The sequence below is a fragment of the Kitasatospora sp. NPDC057500 genome, assembly GCF_042802195.1.
In the GTDB taxonomy this organism is placed as follows: Bacteria; Actinomycetota; Actinomycetes; order Streptomycetales; family Streptomycetaceae; genus Kitasatospora.
Map to the genome: position 1 here is coordinate 1 of NZ_JBHVER010000084.1, position 20,009 is coordinate 20,009.

Consider the following 20,009-nt stretch of genomic DNA (forward strand, 5'->3'; position numbering starts at 1 on the left):
GGGCGGCGGCGCTCGGCGCGGGGTCCGGCGGCGGGGCGGGCGCCCCGGCCGTGCCGCCGGCCTGGCCGGTCGGCGCCGGCGCCGCGGCCTCGCCCTCCTCGACCAGCCTGCCGACCGGGGTGACCTTGCCGGCCGCCGCGAACCCCCAGTCCAGCAGCGCCGCCGTCTCGTCGTACACCTTCTGGTACGTGGACGGGTGCATGACCGTCACCAGCAGGGTGCGCCCGCCGCGTTCGGCGGCGCCGACGAAGGTGGAGCCGGCGTTGGTGGTGAAACCGTTCTTCACCCCGATCAGGCCGGGGTACTTGCCGAGCAGCCGGTCGGTGTTGGCGATCCCGAAGCTGCCGCGCTGCCCGGTGTTCCTGTCCACCGCCCCCGGGAACTGCGCGTCGCGGGTCGCGCAGTACACCCGGAAGTCCGGGTTGCGCAGCCCGGCCCGGGCGAACAGCGTGAGGTCGTACGCCGAGGAGACCTGGCCCTCCGCGTCGTAGCCGTCCGGCGAGACCACCTTGGTGTCCAGGGCCTGGAGCGCGGTCGCCCGGGCCTGCATCTCGGCGACGGTCCGCTGCACCCCGCCGTTCATGTGCGCCAGGACGTGCACCGCGTCGTTCCCGGAGCTCAGGAACACCCCGCGCCAGAGGTCCTCGACCTTGTAGTCCAGGTCCTCCTTGATGCCGACCAGACTGCTGCCCGGCCCGATCCCCTGGATCTCCTCGGGCGCCACCTTGTGCACCGCCTCGCGGTCGAACTTGGGCAGCACGGTGTCCGCGAACAGGATCTTCAGGGTGGACGCCGGGGCGAGCCGCAGGTGCGGACCACTGGCCGCCAGCACCTCCCCTGACGCCGCGTCGGCCACGATCCAGGACTGCCCGGTGAGGTCCGCCGGCAGCGCCGGGGCCCCCGCCAGCGGGCTCACCTGGACCCCGGGGAGCCCCAGCCGCTCCCCGCCGACGACGGCCGGCGGTGGCGGCGGCTCGGCCGGGGCCGCGACGGCCGCCGGGGCGGCGGTCAGGAGCGGGAGCGCCGCGGCGGACGCGGCGAGCAGGCGTGCGAGCTTCGAGCGAATGGGCACCACCAGACGGTACCCAGTCCGCACCCCCGCCGTCCGCCCCTTGCCCCGCCGGACCGCAAGGAGGGCCCCACCGTACGCCGAACGGACGCCCCGCATACTGGGAGGGCACACCGTCTTCACCTCCCCTCCCCGTTGCACCGAGGACCACCCCCATGAAGCTCAGCCGCCGCACCTCCTGGTTCCTGACCGCCTTCGGCGTCTGGTCCATGATCATCTGGACCACCTTCGTCAAGAACCTCTGGAAGGACTCCGGCGGCCAGGCCTTCACCGACGGCGACCACTCCCAGCCCACGGCCTTCTTCTGGATCCACCTGCTGCTCGCGGTGACCTCCTTCGTCCTCGGCGTCGCGATCGGCCTCATCGGCGTCCGCGGCCTGCGCGCCACCCGCCGCGACCCCGCCGCCGGCTGACGGGAATTACCTGGTTGCGGGGCATGTGACGCCCTGGCAGGATCCTCTTCGCTCGACCACGATCGAACTCGCGTTCGATCACCAAGCAAGGGGGTCCCATGAAGCCTGCCCGTTTCCGCCCGCTCGGCGGCGCCGTCGCCGTCGCCCTGACGGCCGGTCTGTTCGCCGCGCCCGCCGCCCTCGCCGACACCACCGGCCCGAGGGTCACCGGCACCACCGCCTCACCGCAGCCCCGGAACCTCTCCGCGGGCACCGCCACCGACGCCTGCGACGCGACCACCGCGCCCGGCTGGATCGGCCTGACCTCCGGCGGCCCGACGCTGCGGGCGGGCGTCGCCTCGGACACCGCCGGCAGCCTCTCCGCCGCCTTCTCGGTCCGTGACCTGACCACCTCCGCCGCCGCCTTCGACGGCACCGTCCAGGCCTACGGCGGCACCGCGACCACCACCGTCCCCGGCCTCGCCGACGGCCACTCCTACGCCTGGAACGCCCGCGCCCTCCAGGGCGCCGAGACCTCCGAGGCCTCCCCGGACTGCCACTTCAAGCTGGACCTGGCCGGCCCCCAGGCCGCCGTCTCCTCCACCGACTTCCCGGCCTCCGGCTCCGGCCAGACCCCGCTCAAGTACGCGGGCGATACCGGCACCTTCCTGCTCACCGGCGCCGACCCCGTCCCGGCGGGCGGCGAGGCCTCGGGCATCGCCTGCTACCGCTACGCGCTCAACAGCACCACCGGGGTCGGCGGCGGCTGCACCGGCGCCGTCGTGCCCGGCCCGAACGGCACCGGCACCCTCACCCTGCGGGTGCCGCAGTGGGGCACCAACGTCCTCACCGTCGAGGCCGTCGACAACGCGGGCAACGTGAGCCAGAGCGCGACCTACACCTTCTACGCCCCCTCCAACCCCAACCCGCCGCAGGCGCTCGGGGACGTCGACGCCGACGGGGTGCCGGACATCCTGCTCCCGGACGCCGCCGGGAACCTCCAGATCATCAGCGCGGCGGCCGCCGCCGCCACGCCGACCTCCGTGGTCCCCGCGACCGCCGCGCCGGACCAGACCTCCTGGACGGGCTTCCAGCTGGCCCACCGCGGCTGGCGCGGCCACGCCCCGATGGACGACGTGCTGATGCACGAGCCCGGATCGTCCGCGCTGTACTTCTACAACAACACCGACGCCGGCGCCTTCACGCAGTACCCGGGTACGGTCCGCCGGCCCGTCTCCTGCAAGGACGCCGCCGGCATCACGATGACCTGCCCGGCCGACTACGCGCGCGACTGGAGCAGGGCCGACCAGCTGGTGGCGCTCGGCTCGCTCAACACCCAGCTCAACCCCTCGCTGCTGACGGTCGAGAACGGCGACCTCTGGCTGTTCCCCAACCCCGGGCTCAACTCCTCGCTCACCACCGCCCGCAAGCTCACCACCGGCGGCTCCTGGACCGGCTACGACCTGGTCGCCCCCGGCCGCGACGGCGCGGGCAACCTCGCCCTCTGGGCGCGCGAGCGGGCCACCGGCGCGCTGCACGCCTACGCGATCCCCAAGCTGGCCGACGGCACCTTCGACTTCACCGCCCTCGCCGCCCCGGCGGCCGGCGTGGTCGCCACCGGCTTCACCGTGGACGCCTACCCGGTGCTCGGCAGCTCGGGTGACGGCGACGGCGACACGGTGCCCGACCTGTGGGCCGTCACCGCCGACCGGCACCTGCTGACCTACCAGGGCCTCACCAACCCCAAGGACCTCGGCGTCCTGGCCTGACCAGCCCGAAGGCCCCCGTCCGGAGCGGACGGGGGCCTTCGTCGTACGGGGTGCTGCTCCGGGATCAGAAGCGGCGGGTGACCAGGGCGCGCTTCACTTCCTGGATCGCCTTGGTGACCTCGATGCCGCGCGGGCAGGCCTCCGAGCAGTTGAAGGTGGTCCGGCAGCGCCAGACGCCCTCACGGTCGTTCAGGATCTCCAGGCGCTGCTCCGCACCCTCGTCGCGCGAGTCGAAGATGAAGCGGTGCGCGTTGACGATCGCGGCCGGGCCGAAGTACTGCCCGTCGTTCCAGAACACCGGGCAGGACGACGTGCACGCGGCGCACAGGATGCACTTGGTGGTGTCGTCGAACCGCTCGCGGTCCTCGGCGGACTGCAGGCGCTCGCGGGTCGGCTCGTTCCCCTTGGTGATGAGGAACGGCATGACGTCCTTGTACGCCTGGAAGAACGGGTCCATGTCCACGACCAGGTCCTTGAGGACCGTCAGGCCCTTGATGGCCTCGATCGTGATCGGCTTCTCCGGGTTGACGTCCTTGATCAGGGTCTTGCACGCCAGCCGGTTGCGGCCGTTGATCCGCATCGCGTCGGAGCCGCAGATGCCGTGCGCGCAGGAACGGCGGTAGGTGAGGGTGCCGTCCTGCTCCCACTTGATCGTGTTGAGCGCGTCCAGGACGCGCTCCTTCGGGTCCATCTCCAGCTGGTAGTCGACCCACACCGGCTCCGGGAGCTCCTCCGGGTTGAACCGGCGGATCCGGAAGGTGACGGTGATCAGCTCGGTGCCACCGGCCTCGACCGCGTCCAGAGCGGCCGAGTGCTTCTCCACGGTCGGAGTGCTCATCAGTACTTACGCTCCATCGGCTGGTAGCGGGTCTGCACGACCGGCTTGTAGTCAAGGCGGATGGAGGTGCTGCCGTCCTCGGCGACCTCCTGGTACGCCATGGTGTGCTGCATGAACTTCACGTCGTCACGGGTCGGGAAGTCCTCGCGGTAGTGACCGCCGCGCGACTCCTCGCGGGCGAGCGCGGAGACCGCCAGGACCTCGGCCAGGTCGAGCAGGTTGCCCAGCTCGATGGCCTCCAGCAGGTCCGTGTTGTAACGGAAGCCCTTGTCCTGGATGGAGACGTTCTTGTAGCGCTCCTTCAGCGCGGCGACGTCCTCGACGGCCTGCTTCAGGGTGGCGCCGGTGCGGTACACCATCGCGTTGGTGTCCATGGTCTCCTGCAGCTCCTTGCGGATCTGCGCCACGGACTCGGTGCCGGTGGCCTCGCGCAGGCCGTCGACCATGGACTGGACCAGCTGCTCCGGGTTCTCCGGCAGCGGCACGAACTCGTTCGCCTCGGCGAACCCGGCGGCGGCGATGCCGGCGCGGCGGCCGAAGACGTTGATGTCCAGCAGCGAGTTGGTGCCCAGGCGGTTGGCGCCGTGCACGGACACGCAGGCGACCTCGCCGGCCGCGTACAGGCCCGGGACGACGTCGGTGTTGTTGCGCAGCACCTCACCCTCGACGTTGGTCGGGATGCCGCCCATGGCGTAGTGCGCGGTGGGCTGGATCGGGATCGGGTCCGTGTAGGGCTCGATGCCGAGGTAGGTGCGGGCGAACTCGGTGATGTCCGGGAGCTTGGCGTCCAACTGCTCCGGCGGCAGGTGGGTCAGGTCCAGGTAGACGTGGTCGCCGTCCGGACCGCAGCCGCGGCCCTCGCGGATCTCGGTGTAGATCGCGCGGGAGCAGACGTCACGGGACGCGAGGTCCTTCATGACGGGGGCGTAGCGCTCCATGAAGCGCTCGCCGTCCTTGTTGCGCAGGATGCCGCCCTCGCCGCGGGCGCCCTCGGTGAGCAGGATGCCCATGCGCCAGATGCCCGTCGGGTGGAACTGGAAGAACTCCATGTCCTCCAGCGGCAGGCCGCGGCGGTAGGCCACCGCCTGGCCGTCACCGGTGAGGGTGTGGGCGTTCGAGGAGACCTTGAACATCTTGCCGGTGCCGCCGGAGGCGAACACGACGGCCTTGGCCCGGAAGACGTGGATCTCGCCGGTGGCCAGCTCGTAGGCGACGACGCCCGCGGTCCTGCCCTCGTTGATCAGCAGGTCGAGGACGTAGAACTCGTTGAAGAACTCGACGCCGTGCTTGACGCAGTTCTGGAACAGCGTCTGCAGGATCATGTGGCCGGTGCGGTCGGCCGCGTAGCAGGAACGGCGGACCGGGGCCTCGCCGTGGTTGCGGGAGTGGCCGCCGAAGCGGCGCTGGTCGATCCGGCCCTGCTCGGTGCGGGAGAAGGGCAGGCCCATCTTCTCCAGGTCGAGGACGGCGTCGATGGCCTCCTTGCACATGATCTCGGCGGCGTCCTGGTCGACCAGGTAGTCACCACCCTTGACCGTGTCGAAGGTGTGCCACTCCCAGTTGTCCTCCTCGACGTTGGCGAGGGCGGCGCACATGCCGCCCTGGGCCGCGCCGGTGTGGGACCGGGTGGGGTAGAGCTTGGTCAGGACGGCGGTGCGGCTGCGCTGCGTCGACTCGATGGCGGCGCGCATGCCGGCGCCGCCGGCGCCGACGATGACGGTGTCGTACTGATGAATCTGCATGGGGGTTCTAACTCGCCTCTGGCCTCTGCCGATGTCCGATTGGGTGCTGTCGGCTCAGATGTTGGGGTCGAAGGTGAAGATCACCAGGGTGCCCAGCAGCACGGTGAAGACCGTGGCGGTACCCATGAGGCCCTTCAGCCAGAGCCGGGTGGAGTCCTTCTCGGCGTAGTCGTTGATGACCTGGCGCATGCCGTTGGCGCCGTGCAGCATGGCGAGCCAGAGCATGGTGAGGTCCCAGACCTGCCAGAACGGCGAGGCCCAGCGGCCGGCCACGAAGGCGAAGCCGATCTTGGAGACGCCGCCGTCGAGCACCAGCATGATCAGCAGGTGGCCGAGGATCAGCACCACCAGGACGATGCCGGACAGGCGCATGAACAGCCACGCCAGCATCTCGAAGTTGGTGCGGGTGCGGCGCGGGGTCTTCTTGGTCCGCTGGCGGGCCGGCTCGATCACGAAGGCGTCGGCGGGGTTGCCCGTGCCGAGGCCCTTGCCGGTGTGCGCCTGCGCGGAGGGGACCACCACAGCGTCGGAGATTTCCGTGGACATGTCTCAGATCACTTCCCGAACCAGGAGGTCAGCGTGTGCTGCAGGATCGGGTAGAAGGCGCCGGCCATGAGGACGACCCAGACCCCGACCACGGACCAGAGCATCTGCTTCTGGTACTTCGGGCCCTTCGACCAGAAGTCGACGGCGACGACGCGCAGGCCGTTCAGGGCGTGGAACAGGATGGCGGCCACCAGGCCGTACTCCATCAGGTTCACGAGCGGCGTCTTGTACGTCTGGATGACGGTGTCGTACGCCTCGGGCGACACCCGCACCAGGGCGGTGTCCAGGACATGGGCGAACAGGAAGAAGAAGATGAGGACGCCGGTGACTCGATGAGCCACCCAGCTCCACATGCCTTCCCGGCCGCGGTACAGCGTTCCAGCCGGCACGGAAAAACCCTCCGGAAGCGATTGGGGGCTCGGCCGGCTTCGGTGTCGGTCAGCCCGGCCGGGTACGGTCCACCGGCCGCGAGCATCCTATCGACGCGTTGTCGGGAACCGCCTCCGGGGGCCCGAGCTGTGATCAAACAGGCACTTCTGGCCTAGTTGGGCGGGAACCGGGGAGCGTTTTGCGACACAAGGTGACGAATTCGTCGCGCAAAGTCGCGCTACCGTGGGCGGCCCCGTCCGCCCCGACACCCCGCCGAGGCCCCCGTGCCGCACCCTGCTCCGCGCCCTCCCCGCTCCCTGCTGCTGTCCGCCGCCCTGCTGCTCGCCGCCGGCTGCGCCGCCCCCGCGGGCGGCTCGGCCGACCGGGCGCCCGCCGGGGCCCCGGCCCGCGAGCTGTCCGCCGCCGAACTGCGGGCCGCCGCGGTGACCGACGCCGAGCTCGGCCCCGGCTTCACCGTGACGGTGATCACGCCCGGGCGCGGCGGGACCGGCCCGGACGGCGGCCGGGAGGCCGCCGACAAGCCGGCCTGCCAGCCGCTGCTGGACGCGGTGGCCCCGGCTTCCGCCGCAGGCCGGGCGGACGGCCCGGCCTCCGGCGGGCCGGTCCCGGCGGTGCCGTACGCGGAGACGGATCTGAGCGTGGCCCTGGCCGCCGACCCGGCGGGCAGCCTCTACGGCGGGCTGCTCGGCTACCGGGGCGACCGGGCGGCCCGGCTGCTGGAGGAGCTGGAGGGGCTGTTCGTCCCGTGCGCGGAGTTCGCCTCGACGGCGCCGCCGCCCCCGGCGGAGAAGGGCCGGGGCGTGACCCGCACCACGCACCGGCTGAGCCGGAACGACACGCCCACGCCCGAGGGAGCCGACGAGGCGACGGGTTTCACCCTCACGAATGAATCGGGCGGGGTGGTGCTCGCGCAGCGCGCCGTCCTCGCCAGGGTCGGTCCGGCGCTGGTGGTGTTCAGCACGGTGGGCGTCGGCGCCGAGCCGGCCCCCGCGCCGGACGAGCGGGTCGTCCGGCGACAGGTGGCCGGGCTGCGCGCGGCCCAGCGGGGCTGAGCGCCCCGGTGTCAGCGGGCCGCGGCCCTCGAATGGGTGGCGACCAGGTGCTCCAGGCGGGTGAGGGCGATCCGGCGCAGCTCGTCGGCGGCGACCAGGCGCTCCTCGTCGGGGTCGTTGGCGAGACGGGTGCGGATGGAACCGAGGACGGCGTCGAGCATCTCCTCGGCGTCGATGCCCTCCAGGCAGACCACGAAGACGTGGCCGAACCGGGCCTCGTACGCGGCGTGCGCCGCCCGGAGCGCGGTGTGCGCCGCCTGGCTGCCGGGTGCGCGCATGCCGAGGAGCGGCTGCGGCATCCAGCTCTCGTCCGCCAGTGCCTCGGCCAGGTCGGCCGGACGCAGGTCGTACGAGGCCTCGCTGGCGGCGGCGAGCAGGGACTCTATGTCGGGGTAGGGCCGGTGTGCGGTGAGCCGCAGGGCCCACCGGTGACTGCCGCAGCAGGCCAGCAGGGCCTCCTCCGCGGCTCCGGCGTCGGCCTCGTTGAATCGGTGCAACCCGAGGAGGGTCGGTTCGTCCCGGGGGTCGAGCCGCGGTGACGGGATGTCGCTGGCCAGCGGGTCCTCCTCGTGAGGGCGGGAAGGTGCCGGTGATGGGGGGCGGGTGGAGTGGTGGATGACGCGGCGGTGAAGCCAGGTGAAGTATGAGGCTGCGGAACGGCATCCAATGCCCGTCCGGCTGTGGCTCAAAGGTAGTTGAGCGCTCATCAGTTGGGGAGGGCGCGCGCGGATTTCATCCGAACGAGCTATCAAGTTGTGACGTTGACGCCTCGGTGTCAGCGCCCTCCCCGTTCCCGCCGTCACGGAGCGTCAGGACTGCTGCTCGCGGTGCACCTTGTGGTTGGCGGCCTGGGCGCGCGGGCGGACCACCAGGAGGTCGATGTTGACGTGCGACGGCCGGGTGACCGCCCAGGCGACGGTGTCGGCGACGTCCTCTGAGGTGAGCGGTTCGGCGACGCCCGCGTAGACCGCGGCGGCCTTCTCCTCGTCGCCGCGGAACCGGGTCACCGCGAAGCCCTCCGACTTCACCATGCCCGGGGCGATCTCGATCACCCGGATCGGCTCCCCGCACAGCTCCAGCCGGAGCGTCGCGGCGATGGTGTGCGCCGCGTGCTTGGCCGCCACGTAGCCGCCGCCGCCCTCGTACGCGGCCAGCGCGGCCGTCGAGGAGAGCACCAGGACGGTGCCGTCGCCGCTCGCCCGCAGGGCCGGCAGCAGTGCCTGGGTCATGTGCAGCACGCCGAGCACGTTGACCTGGTACATGGCCAGCCAGTCGGCCGGGTCGCCGGTCTCGACGCTCTCCGCGCCGATCGCCCCGCCGGCGTTGTTCACCAGCACGTCCACCCGGCCGACCTGCGCGGCGAAGGCGTCCACGGCGGCGCGGTCGGTGACGTCCAGGGTGTACGCCCGGCCGCCGGTCTCCTCGGCCAGCTCCTCGATCCGCTCGGTCCGGCGGGCGGTCAGCACCACCTCGAAGCCCTCGGCCGCGAGCCGGCGGGCGGTCGCCGCGCCGATCCCGCTGCTCGCACCGGTGACGACGGCCACCTTCTGCTCGGTCATAGCCACTCCTGAGATATCCCGGTCGGTTCAGCCGATCATCTCAAGGCCTCCGGCGCTACATTGCGAAGGGAGTGGACCCGCCCGCCGACCCCCGCGGAGGACCTCGTGACCGCCGAACCGCCCGCCGGACCGCGCCGCACCGAGTCCGGCTTCCCGTTCGAACCGGTGTACGGCCCCGAGTCCCTGGCCGGCCGGGACCCGGCCGAGCGCCTCGGCCGCCCGGGGGAGTACCCGTTCACCCGGGGGATCCACCCGACCATGTACACCGGCCGGCCGTGGACCATGCGCCAGTACGCCGGCTTCGGCACCGCCGCCGAGTCCAACGCCCGCTACCGGCGGCTGATCGCCGGCGGCTCCACCGGCCTCTCGGTCGCCTTCGACCTGCCCACCCAGATGGGCTACGACTCGGACGCCCCGCTCGCCGCCGGCGAGGTCGGCCGGGTCGGGGTGGCGGTCGACAGCGTGGAGGACATGGCGGAGCTGTTCTCCGGCATCCCGCTCGGCGAGGTCTCCACCTCGATGACCATCAACGCCCCGGCCGCCGTCCTGCTGCTGCTCTACCAACTGGTCGGCGAGGCCCAGGGCGTCCCGCCGGCCCGGCTCACCGGCACGGTGCAGAACGACGTGCTGAAGGAGTACATCGCCCGCGGCACGTACATCTTCCCGCCGCAGCCCTCGCTGCGGCTGGTCGCCGACCTCTTCCGGTACTGCCGCGCCGAGGTCCCGCGCTGGAACACCATCTCGATCTCCGGGTACCACATGGCCGAGGCCGGGGCCACGCCCGCGCAGGAGATCGCCTTCACCCTGGCCGACGGCATCGCCTACGTACGCGCCGCGCTGGCCGCCGGGCTCGCGGTGGACGACTTCGCGCCCCGGCTCTCCTTCTTCTTCGTCGCCCGCAGCACCCTGCTGGAGGAGGTCGCCAAGTTCCGCGCCGCCCGCCGGATCTGGGCCCGGGTGATGCGCGAGGAGTTCGGCGCCCGCGACCCGCGCTCGCAGCGGCTGCGCTTCCACACCCAGACCGCCGGCGTCCAGCTCACCGCCCAGCAGCCCGAGGTGAACCTGGTCCGGGTCGCGGTGCAGGCGCTGGCCGCGGTGCTCGGCGGCACCCAGTCGCTGCACACCAACTCCTTCGACGAGGCGCTGGCGCTGCCCACCGAGAAGGCCGCCCGGCTCGCCCTGCGCACCCAGCAGGTGCTCGCCCACGAGACCGATGCGACCGCCACCGTCGACCCGTTCGCCGGCTCCTACGCGGTGGAGGCGCTGACCGACGAGGTGGAGGCCGCCGCGCTCGGCCTGATGGCGAGGGTCGAGGAGCTGGGCGGGGCGGTGGCCGCGATCGAGGCCGGCTACCAGAAGGCGGAGATCGAGCGCAGCGCCTACCGGATCCAGCGGGAGACCGAGGCGGGCACGCGCACGGTGGTCGGGGTCAACCGGTTCCGGCTGGAGCCGGGGGAGTCGGCGGCCGAGGAGCCGTACCGGCCGCTGCGGGTGGACCCGGCGGTCGAGGCCCGGCAGGTCGGCCGGCTGGCCCGGCTGCGGGCGGCGCGGGACGGCTCCGCGGTGGTCCGGGCGCTGGACGCGCTGCGCCGGGCCGCCGGGGGCGGGGACAACGTGCTGTACCCGATGCGCGAGGCGCTGGCCGCGCGGGCCACCGTCGGCGAGGTCTGCGACGCACTGCGCGAGGTCTGGGGCCGGCACGTCCCGGTTGAACGCTTTTGAGCCATTGTTCGCGCGTCCGGAACGCGTGCGGGGCCGTCCGCGCCGCCGTCAACCGGCCGGTGGAGCGCGCCGTGACGTTGATCGTCGGTGGTCGTTGCACAGGGCAGGCACCACCGGGAAGGCGGCTGAAACAAGATGTCATACCCACCAGCGCGGCCGGTATGCGCCCATCCGGGGACTTCTTTGCGGGAAGTCGGGCCAAATCCCCCCAACAGGCCTACCCTTGTTGAGATGAACCGTCGTGAGTCCGCCCAGTCGGCCGTCACCCTCACCGCTGCCCGCCCCGCCGCCGGTCTCCGCGACCGGGTACGGGAGCTGGAGCCCGAGCTGATCGCCTTCCGGCGGGACCTGCACCGGCACCCGGAGCTGGGCCGCCAGGAGTTCCGAACCACCGGCCTGCTGCGCGACCGCCTGGCCGCCGCCGGCCTCGCCCCCCGGGTCCTCCCGGGCGGCACCGGAATGCTCGTCGACATCGTTCCCGAGTCCGCCCCGCCCGGCGCGGAGTTCCTCGCCTTCCGCGCCGACATCGACGCCCTGCCGATCGACGACGCCAAGACCGACGTCCCCTACCGTTCGAGCGTCCCCGGCCGGGCCCACGCGTGCGGCCACGACGTGCACACCTCGGTGGTGCTCGGCACCGCGCTGGTGCTCGCCGAGTCGGCCCGCACCGGTGAGCTGCGCCGCCCGGTCCGGATGGTCTTCCAGCCCGCCGAGGAGGTCATGCCCGGCGGCGCGCTGGACGTGATCGCGGCCGGCGGGATGGAGGGCGTCGGCCGGATCTTCGCCGTGCACTGCGACCCCAAGGTGGAGGTGGGCCGGGTCGGCCTGCGGGTCGGGGCGATCACCTCGGCCTGCGACCGCCTGGTGCTCCACCTGGACGGCCCCGGCGGCCACACCGCGCGCCCGCACCTGACCACCGACCTGGTCACCGCGGTCGCCCGCACCGCCGCCGAGCTGCCGGCCGCGCTGGCCCGCCGGATGGACCCGCGCTGGGGCGTCTCGCTGGTCTGGGGCCGGATCGCCGCCGGCTCCGCGCCCAACGTCATCCCGCAGCACGCGGAGCTGGAGGGCACCGTCCGCTGCCTGGAGCTGGCCGGCTGGCGGGAGGCGCCGGACCTGCTGCACGAGCTGATCGCCCGGCTCGCCGAGACCTACCGCGCGAAGTGGACGCTCGACTACCACCGGGGTGTGCCGCCGGTGGTCAACGAGGCGGTCTCGGTGGGGCTGCTGGAGGCCGCGATGACCGCGCGCTTCGGGCAGGACGGCGCCGAGGTGGTCGAGGACACCGAGCAGTCGCTCGGCGGGGAGGACTTCTCCTGGTACCTGGAGCACGCGCCCGGCGCGCTGGCCCGGCTCGGCGTGCGGGCCCCCGGCGACACCGCCGTGCGCGACCTGCACCAGGGCCGCTTCGACGTGGACGAGCGGGCGATCGCGATCGGCGTGGAGCTGTTCACCGCACTGGCGCTGGAGCCCGGCACGCTCTGACGCCGTCACTCCGTGTGTGGCCACCGGAACCGGACACCCTTCGAAGGTGTCCGGTTTCGTCGTGAATACCCGGTTTATTCGGGGTTCCGTACACTGGGCTGCGCCAGTTTCCAGCACTGTTGGCGAAAGGGAAAGGAGCGTCGGAGCGGCCGTGAGACCACGGTTTGATAACAACCCGAATGCTCCGGCGGCCCGTAACACAACCGTGTTCTACGCGCGTTACGGTGGCGTCCGACCACGCTAAACGGGTGCGTGTGAGAAGGAGATACTCCCTTGCGCCGTTCTACTAAGCTCGCTGCGGTTGTGCTCTCGGGTTCCCTGGGCATCGCCTCGCTCGCCGCTTGCGGCGCAAAGAGCAACGACACCACCGCCTCCTCCGGCTCGTCCGACGGCGGCATGAAGGTCGGCATGGCCTACGACATCGGCGGCCGTGGCGACCAGTCCTTCAACGACTCCGCGGCCCGCGGCCTGGACCGGGCCAAGAGCGAGCTGGGCGTCGCGGTCACCGAGGCCGACGCCAAGACCGGCGAGGCGGAGGCCGACAAGGAGACCCGCCTCAAGAACCTGGTCACCGCGGGCTACAACCCGATCATCGCCGTCGGCTTCGTCTACCAGGCCGCCGTCGAGAAGGTCGCCAAGGACAACCCGAACACCAAGTTCGCGATCATCGACTCGGCCTCCGACACCCAGCCGGCCAACGTCACCTCGCTGACCTTCTCGGAGCAGGAGGGCTCGTACCTGGCCGGTGTGGCCGCCGCCCTCAAGTCCAAGAACAAGCACGTCGGCTTCATCGGCGGTGTGCAGTCCGAGCTGATCAAGAAGTTCGAGGCGGGCTACCGCGCGGGCGTCAAGTCCGTCGACCCGAACATCCCGGTCGAGGTCACCTACCTGACCACCCCGCCGGACTTCACCGGCTTCGCCGCGCCCGACAAGGGCAAGGAGGCCGCGCAGGGCCAGCTCGACAAGAAGGCCGACGTCATCTACACCGCCGCCGGCTCCTCCGGCAACGGTGCCATCGAGGCCGTCGCCAACGCCGGCGCCCTGGCCATCGGCGTCGACTCCGACCAGGCCGTCCAGCCCGCCCTGGCGAAGTACAAGAACAGCATCATGACCTCGATGGTCAAGAACGTCGACAACGCCGTCTTCGCGTACGTCGAGTCCATCAAGAAGGGCCAGCCCTTCACCGGTGTGAAGAACTTCGACCTCAAGGCCGACGGTGTCTCGCTCGCCACCACCGGCGGCAAGATCGACGACATCAAGGGCAAGCTCGACGAGGCCGCCGCCGCCATCAAGAGCGGCCAGACCACCGTCCCGGCCGACCCGTCGAAGCTGTAAGGCTCCAGGGCTCGACCGGACGTCGCTGCCGCTGCCGCCTGCCCGGCAGCGCCATGATGGACGCAACATAGGGAGGGGCCCGGAAGGGTGCGCTCAGTGCGTACCCCCGGGCCCCGACCCGTCCCCGAACCCTTTCCCGCTTTTGGCCCTCCAGCGCAACGACGCGCCTCCAGACCACCAGGAGACCGCCATCACCGCATCCGACCCCGCCCCGAACACGGGCGGTAACCCCAGCGCGGGGACGGCGACACCGGCCGTCGAACTGCGCGGAATCACCAAGCGCTTCCCCGGCGTCGTGGCCAACCACGACATCAACCTCACCGTCCGCACCGGCACCGTGCACGCCCTGATGGGCGAGAACGGCGCCGGCAAGTCGACGCTGATGAAGATCCTCTACGGCATGCAGAAGCCGGACGAGGGCACCATCGCGATCAACGGCGAGCAGTGCGAGTTCAACACCCCGGGCGACGCCATCGCGCGCGGCATCGGCATGGTGCACCAGCACTTCATGCTCGCCGACAACCTGACCGTCCTGGAGAACGTCGTCCTCGGCGGCGAGCACCTCTACGGCATCGGGGCCAAGGCCAAGGAGAAGATCAAGGAGATCTCCGACCAGTACGGCCTGGGCGTGCGCCCGGACGCCCTGGTCGAGGACCTCGGGGTGGCCGACCGCCAGCGCGTCGAGATCCTCAAGGTGCTCTACCGCGGGGCCAAGATCCTCATCCTCGACGAGCCCACGGCCGTGCTGGTCCCGCAGGAGGTCGACGCGCTGTTCGACAACCTGCGCGAGCTGAAGTCCGAGGGCGTCACCGTCATCTTCATCTCGCACAAGCTGCACGAGGTGCTCTCGGTGGCCGACGCGATCAGCGTCATCCGCCGCGGCACCACCGTCGGCGACGCCGACCCCAAGGGCGTGACCGCCCGCCAGCTCGCCGAGCTGATGGTCGGCGCCGAACTGCCCTCCCCGGAGAGCCGCGAGTCGACCGTCACCACCGACGAGATGCTGCGCGTCGACGGCCTGCGGATCGCCAAGACCGACGCCGAGGGCATCGAGCGCGTCGTCCTGGACGACATCTCGCTGCGCATCCACAAGGGCGAGATCCTCGGCATCGCCGGTGTCGAGGGCAACGGCCAGGCCGAACTGGTCGAGGCCATCATGGGCATGCTCCCGCTGGACGCCGGCTCCGTCACGCTGGACGGCAAGGACCTCTCCGGCACCCTCACCCGGGCCCGCCGCGAGGCCGGCATCGGCTACATCCCCGAGGACCGCCACCGGCACGGCCTGCTGCTGGAGGCCCCGCTCTGGGAGAACCGGATCCTCGGCCACGTCAGCGAGCGCCCCAACTCCAAGGGCGTGCTGCTCGACCCGGCCGCCGCCCGCAAGGACACCCAGCGGATCGTCGAGGAGTACGACGTCCGCACGCCCGGCATCGAGGTCACCGCGGCCTCCCTCTCCGGCGGCAACCAGCAGAAGCTGATCATCGGCCGCGAGATGAGCCACGACCCCAAGCTGCTGATCGCCGCCCACCCCACCCGCGGTGTGGACGTCGGCGCCCAGGCGCAGATCTGGGAGCACATCCGGGTCGCCCAGCGGGCCGGCCTCGCCGTGCTGCTGATCTCCGCCGACCTCGACGAGCTGATCGGCCTCTCCGACACCATCCGGGTGATCTACCGCGGCCGGCTGGTCGCCGACGCCGACCCGGGGACCGTGACCGCCGAGGACCTCGGCACCGCGATGACCGGCGCCGCCAGCGGCCACATCGAGTCCGAGCCGGAGGCGGTCGCCGAGGCGCAGGCCCTCGCGGCCGAGGGCACCGAGGCCGCGCCGTCCGACGCCCCCACCGACACCGCCGACGACCAGCAGGCGGGGGAGTAGCCCACATGACCAGTCCCAAGCCCGCTCCCGCCGCGGCCCCCGCCAAGGGCGGCCTGGCCCAGCGGTTCAGCGGCGAGAAGATCGTGCTCGCCCTCGCGGCGCCGGTGCTCGCCGTCGTGCTGTCCGTCGTCATCTGCTCGCTGCTGCTGGCGACCTCCGGCAAGAACCCGTTCGACGCCTGGAACGTGATGATCACGTACGGCACCAAGTCGGACGGCCAGGTGGCCATCATCAACCGGTCCACCACGTACTACCTCGCCGCCGCGGCCGCCGCCTTCGGCTTCCGCATGAACCTCTTCAACATCGGCGTCGAGGGCCAGTACAAGCTCGCCGCGCTGTTCGCCGCCTTCGTCGGCAGCCAGGTCGACCTCCCGGCGATCATCCAGATCCCGCTGCTGCTGGTGACCGCGATGCTGGTCGGCGGCATGTGGGCGGCCGTCGCCGGCCTGCTGAAGGTCTACCGCGGCGTCAGCGAGGTCATCTCGACCATCATGCTGAACTCGATCGCCACCGCGGTGGTCGGCCTGCTGCTCGTCCCCGGCATCTTCGCGCCGGAGAAGGGCACCACCAGCAACGCGATCCAGACCACTCCGATCTCGGAGTCCAGCCGGTTCTTCTCGATCGACACCGACGGCGGCACGCTCTGGGGCTTCGTCGTCATCGCGGTCGTGGTCGGCGTGGCCTTCCAGTTCACCCTGAACCGCACCCGCTTCGGCTTCGACCTGCGCGCCACCGGCCGCTCGGAGACCGCGGCCACCGCCTCGGGCGTCAACGTCAAGCGCATGGTCGTCACCTCGATGGTGGTCTCCGGTGCGCTGGCCGGCCTGATCGGCCTGCCGGAGCTGATGCAGAACTCCTACTACTTCGGCCAGAGCTTCCAGGCGGGCCTCGGCTTCCTGGGCATCTCGGTCGCCCTGCTCGGGCGCAACAGCCCGATCGGCATGGTGTTCGCCGCCCTGCTCTTCGCCTTCCTCGACGCCACCGGCTCCCAGCTGCCGCTGCCGCAGAACGGTGAGTTCCCGTTCGAGATCGTCGACGTCATGAAGGGCACCATCGTCATCTGCGTCGTCGTCGCCTACGAGCTGGTCCGCCGCTACGGCCTGAAGCGCCAGCAGCAGAAGGTCGGCGCCGAACTCGCCGCCCAGGCTGCCGCCGCGGCCGCCCAGAAGAAGGAGGTGTCGGCATGAGTACGGCTACCGCTGTCCGCGCCAAGACGCCCGGCGGCGCGCCCGCCAAGAAGCGCAAGCTGTCCTGGCCGGTGGTGCTGCTGCTGATCGCGGGCGCCCTGGTCCTCTTCTCGGCCGTCGGCATGATCACCGACAACCACGCGCTGACCTCCTCCGGCCAGATCACCGCGGCGCTCGGCGCGGCGGTCCCGATCGGCATGGCCGGTCTCGGCGGTCTCTGGTCCGAGCGGGCCGGCGTCGTCAACATCGGCCTCGAAGGCATGATGGTCGCCGGCACCTTCGCCGGCGCCTGGGGCGGCTACCTGGTCAACCCCTGGTTCGGCCTGGTGGCCGGCATGCTCGGCGGTGCGCTCGGCGGTCTGCTGCACGCCGTCATCACGGTGACCTTCGGCGTCGACCACATCGTCTCCGGCGTCGGCATCAACCTGCTGATCCCCGGCATCTGCGCGTACGTCAACCGGATCTACTACAAGGACTACATCTCGGTGGGCGCCGGTGCGAACCAGTCGCCGCCGGCCGATCCGCTGCCGTACATCACCGTCCCCGGCCTGTCCTCCGGCCTGAAGGACATCGAGGCCCACCACTGGTTCCTGGTCTCCGACGTCGCCGGCGTGCTCGGCGGCCTGGTCACCAACCTGTCGGTGGTCGTGATCCTGGCCGGCGCGCTGATCGTCGCCAGCTACTTCGCCCTCTGGCGGACCGTCTTCGGCCTGCGGCTGCGCTCCTGCGGCGAGAACCCGACCGCCGCCGAGTCGCTGGGCGTCAACGTCTACAAGTACAAGTACCTGGCGGTCATCGCCTCGGGCGCCTTCGCGGGCCTCGGCGGCGCGTACCTCTCGCTGGTCGCCGCGCACTTCTACAAGGACGGCCAGACCCTGGGCCGCGGCTTCATCGGCCTCGCCGCGATGATCTTCGGCAACTGGATGCCGGGCGGCCTCGCCGTCGGCGCCGGCCTGTTCGGCTTCACCGACAGCCTCCAGCTGCGCGACCCGGAGTCGGTGCACGTGCTGATCCTGGTGGTCGCCATCGCGATGGTGCTGCTGGCGGCCTGGCACCTGTACCGCCGCAAGTACACCTCGGCGCTGATCTCCGCGGTGGTCTCCGGCGGCCTGTTCGTCTGGTACTTCACCACCGAGGAGGTGCAGCGTCCGCTGATCGTCGCCACGCCGTACGTGATCACCCTGGTGGTGCTCTCGCTGGCCTCGCAGCGACTGCGGCCGCCGAAGGCCGACGGCCAGATCTACCGCAAGGGAGAGGGCAAGTGACGCCGGCCGCCGAGGCGGTGGACTGGGCCGCGCTGCGGACGGCGGCGCGCGAGGCGATGAGCCACGCGTACGCGCCCTACAGCAGGTTCCCGGTCGGCGCCGCCGCCCTGGTGGACGACGGCCGGGTGGTCACCGGCTGCAACGTGGAGAACGCCTCGTACGGGCTGGGGCTGTGCGCCGAGTGCGGCCTGGTCTCCGCGCTGCACGCCAGTGGCGGCGGCCGGCTGACCGCGTTCACCTGTGTGGACGGGGCCGGGGCGCTGCTGATGCCGTGCGGCCGCTGCCGCCAGCTGCTGTACGAGCACGGCGGGCCGGACCTGCTGATCGAGCTGCCGTCCGGCGTGCGGCCGATGAGTGACGTCCTGCCCGACGCGTTCGGGCCGGAGCGGCTCTAGCACTAGCGTTTGTTACGCGCGTAGAGTGTCGCGAGCGGGGCCCTTCCGCCCTGTTCCGCGACACTCTTCGCTTTTCCGAACCCCATCCGGGAGCAATGGAGCAACCATGGACGCCATCTCCGTCATCAGGACCAAGCGCGACCGCGGAGAGCTGAGCGACGCTCAGATCGACTGGGTCATCGACGCCTACACCCGCGGCGAGGTCGCCGACGAGCAGATGTCCGCCCTGGCCATGGCCATCCTGCTGAACGGCATGAACCCGCGCGAGATCAGCCGCTGGACGGACGCGATGATCCGCTCCGGCGTCCGGATGGACTTCTCCTCGCTCGCGCAGCCCACCAGCGACAAGCACTCCACCGGCGGCGTCGGCGACAAGATCACCCTGCCGCTCGCCCCGCTGGTCGCGGCCTGCGGCGCCGCCGTCCCGCAGCTGTCCGGCCGCGGCCTCGGCCACACCGGCGGCACCCTCGACAAGCTGGAGTCCATCCCCGGCTGGCGCGCCCTGCTGTCCAACGAGGAGATGCTGGCGGTCCTGCGGGGCACCGGCGCGGTCATCTGCGCCGCCGGGGACGGCCTCGCCCCGGCCGACAAGAAGCTGTACGCGCTGCGCGACGTCACCGGCACCGTCGAGGCGATCCCGCTGATCGCCTCCTCGATCATGTCCAAGAAGATCGCCGAGGGCACCGGCGCACTCGTCCTCGACGTGAAGGTCGGCTCCGGCGCCTTCATGAAGAACATCGACGACGCCCGTGAACTGGCCCGCACCATGGTCGGCCTCGGCACCTCGGCCGGCGTCAACACCGTCGCCCTGCTCACCGACATGTCCACCCCGCTCGGCCTCACCGCCGGCAACGCGCTGGAGGTCCGGGAGTCGGTCGAGGTGCTGGCCGGCGGCGGCCCGGCCGACGTCGTCGAGCTCACCCTGGCGCTGGCCCGCGAGATGCTGGCCGCCGCGGGCGTGCACGGCAAGGACCCGGCCGACGCGCTGCGCGACGGCTCCGCGATGGACCACTGGCGCCGCATGATCGCCGCCCAGGGCGGCGACGTCGACGCCCCGCTGCCGGTCGCCCGCGAGCGGCACGTCGTCCCGGCCCCGGCGTCCGGCGTGCTCACCCGGCTGGACGCCTACGCGGTGGGCGTCTGCGCCTGGCGCCTCGGCGCCGGCCGCGCCCGCAAGGAGGACCCGGTGCAGGCCGGCGCCGGCGTCGAGATGCACGCCAAGCCCGGCGACACCGTGGTGGCCGGCCAGCCCCTGCTGACCCTGCACACCGACACCCCCGAGCGCTTCGACTACGCCGTCGAGGCCCTCGCCGGCGGTATCGACGTCGCCCCCGCGGGCACGGCGTTCACGCCGACCCCGATCGTCCTGGACCGCATCGCCTGACGG

At 71.8% G+C, this 20,009-nt stretch carries 18 protein-coding genes; 11 read left to right on the plus strand and 7 right to left on the minus strand.

What is annotated here, in order from left to right; genetic code table 11:
- A partial coding sequence (locus ACFU74_RS19310) for a D-alanyl-D-alanine carboxypeptidase family protein (protein ID WP_380758169.1) occupies window positions 1-1,072 on the minus strand: 1,072 nt, incomplete at its 3' end.
- 152 nt (window positions 1,073-1,224) lie between these two features.
- Between ACFU74_RS19310 and ACFU74_RS19315 the strand changes: the two genes are divergently transcribed.
- Together ACFU74_RS19315 and ACFU74_RS19320 are read left to right on the plus strand one after the other, a co-directional pair.
- Entirely contained in the window at window positions 1,225-1,482 is a 258-nt protein-coding gene (locus tag ACFU74_RS19315) for an SCO4848 family membrane protein (protein ID WP_380758171.1), read from the plus strand.
- 98 nt (window positions 1,483-1,580) lie between these two features.
- A complete protein-coding gene (locus ACFU74_RS19320; protein WP_380758173.1) occupies window positions 1,581-3,230 on the plus strand; it encodes a hypothetical protein in 1,650 nt (549 codons plus the stop codon).
- Between the two features lie 64 nt (window positions 3,231-3,294).
- Here ACFU74_RS19320 and ACFU74_RS19325 read toward each other — a convergent pair whose 3' ends face one another.
- The 4 genes from ACFU74_RS19325 to sdhC are packed head-to-tail and all read right to left on the minus strand — an operon-like array spanning window position 3,295 to window position 6,745.
- Entirely contained in the window at window positions 3,295-4,068 is a 774-nt protein-coding gene (locus tag ACFU74_RS19325; RefSeq protein WP_380758175.1) for a succinate dehydrogenase iron-sulfur subunit, read from the minus strand.
- Window positions 4,068-5,810, minus strand: coding sequence for a succinate dehydrogenase flavoprotein subunit (sdhA, locus tag ACFU74_RS19330; RefSeq protein ID WP_380758177.1), 1,743 nt, complete (start codon window positions 5,808-5,810; stop codon window positions 4,068-4,070). Before sdhA ends, ACFU74_RS19325 begins: the two co-directional genes overlap by 1 nt.
- A gap of 54 nt (window positions 5,811-5,864) precedes the next feature.
- Complete coding sequence (locus ACFU74_RS19335) at window positions 5,865-6,356, minus strand: succinate dehydrogenase hydrophobic membrane anchor subunit (RefSeq protein ID WP_030300556.1); 492 nt, start codon at window positions 6,354-6,356, stop codon at window positions 5,865-5,867.
- A gap of 8 nt (window positions 6,357-6,364) precedes the next feature.
- Window positions 6,365-6,745 carry a succinate dehydrogenase, cytochrome b556 subunit gene (sdhC, locus tag ACFU74_RS19340; protein WP_093861779.1) on the minus strand — a complete coding sequence of 127 codons (381 nt, stop codon included), beginning with the start codon at window positions 6,743-6,745 and terminating at the stop codon, window positions 6,365-6,367.
- Between the two features lie 264 nt (window positions 6,746-7,009).
- Here sdhC and ACFU74_RS19345 point away from each other — a divergent pair, with 264 nt between their 5' ends.
- Window positions 7,010-7,798, plus strand: coding sequence for a hypothetical protein (locus ACFU74_RS19345; RefSeq protein WP_380758179.1), 789 nt, complete (start codon window positions 7,010-7,012; stop codon window positions 7,796-7,798).
- A gap of 11 nt (window positions 7,799-7,809) precedes the next feature.
- On the opposite strand, the gene ACFU74_RS19350 is transcribed toward ACFU74_RS19345, so the two are convergent.
- Together ACFU74_RS19350 and ACFU74_RS19355 are read right to left on the minus strand one after the other, a co-directional pair.
- Complete coding sequence (locus ACFU74_RS19350) at window positions 7,810-8,295, minus strand: 2-oxo-4-hydroxy-4-carboxy-5-ureidoimidazoline decarboxylase (RefSeq protein ID WP_380758181.1); 486 nt, start codon at window positions 8,293-8,295, stop codon at window positions 7,810-7,812.
- 312 nt (window positions 8,296-8,607) lie between these two features.
- A complete protein-coding gene (locus tag ACFU74_RS19355) occupies window positions 8,608-9,357 on the minus strand; it encodes an SDR family oxidoreductase (RefSeq protein WP_380758183.1) in 750 nt (249 codons plus the stop codon).
- A 105-nt stretch (window positions 9,358-9,462) separates the two neighbouring features.
- Between ACFU74_RS19355 and ACFU74_RS19360 the strand changes: the two genes are divergently transcribed.
- The 8 genes from ACFU74_RS19360 to ACFU74_RS19395 all read left to right on the plus strand — a co-directional run bounded on the left by ACFU74_RS19360 (window position 9,463) and on the right by ACFU74_RS19395 (window position 20,006).
- Window positions 9,463-11,079 carry a methylmalonyl-CoA mutase gene (locus ACFU74_RS19360; RefSeq protein ID WP_380758185.1) on the plus strand — a complete coding sequence of 539 codons (1,617 nt, stop codon included), beginning with the start codon at window positions 9,463-9,465 and terminating at the stop codon, window positions 11,077-11,079.
- Window positions 11,080-11,310: 231 nt separating this feature from the next.
- Window positions 11,311-12,564, plus strand: coding sequence for an amidohydrolase (locus ACFU74_RS19365; protein WP_380758187.1), 1,254 nt, complete (start codon window positions 11,311-11,313; stop codon window positions 12,562-12,564).
- 273 nt (window positions 12,565-12,837) lie between these two features.
- Window positions 12,838-13,899, plus strand: a complete 1,062-nt coding sequence (locus tag ACFU74_RS19370) for a BMP family protein (protein WP_380758189.1) — start codon at window positions 12,838-12,840, stop codon at window positions 13,897-13,899.
- 349 nt (window positions 13,900-14,248) lie between these two features.
- Window positions 14,249-15,775 (plus strand): ABC transporter ATP-binding protein, encoded by a 1,527-nt coding sequence (locus ACFU74_RS19375; RefSeq protein WP_380758227.1) that lies wholly within the window; start codon window positions 14,249-14,251, stop codon window positions 15,773-15,775.
- Window positions 15,776-15,780: 5 nt separating this feature from the next.
- A complete protein-coding gene (locus ACFU74_RS19380) occupies window positions 15,781-16,962 on the plus strand; it encodes an ABC transporter permease (protein WP_380758191.1) in 1,182 nt (393 codons plus the stop codon).
- Window positions 16,959-18,227 carry an ABC transporter permease gene (locus ACFU74_RS19385; RefSeq protein ID WP_380758193.1) on the plus strand — a complete coding sequence of 423 codons (1,269 nt, stop codon included), beginning with the start codon at window positions 16,959-16,961 and terminating at the stop codon, window positions 18,225-18,227. The genes ACFU74_RS19380 and ACFU74_RS19385 overlap by 4 nt, the downstream gene beginning before the upstream one ends.
- Complete coding sequence (locus ACFU74_RS19390; RefSeq protein WP_380758195.1) at window positions 18,224-18,622, plus strand: cytidine deaminase; 399 nt, start codon at window positions 18,224-18,226, stop codon at window positions 18,620-18,622. Before ACFU74_RS19385 ends, ACFU74_RS19390 begins: the two co-directional genes overlap by 4 nt.
- Before the next feature lie 106 nt (window positions 18,623-18,728).
- Entirely contained in the window at window positions 18,729-20,006 is a 1,278-nt protein-coding gene (locus ACFU74_RS19395) for a thymidine phosphorylase (protein WP_380758197.1), read from the plus strand.
- Window positions 20,007-20,009: the final 3 nt, after the last annotated feature.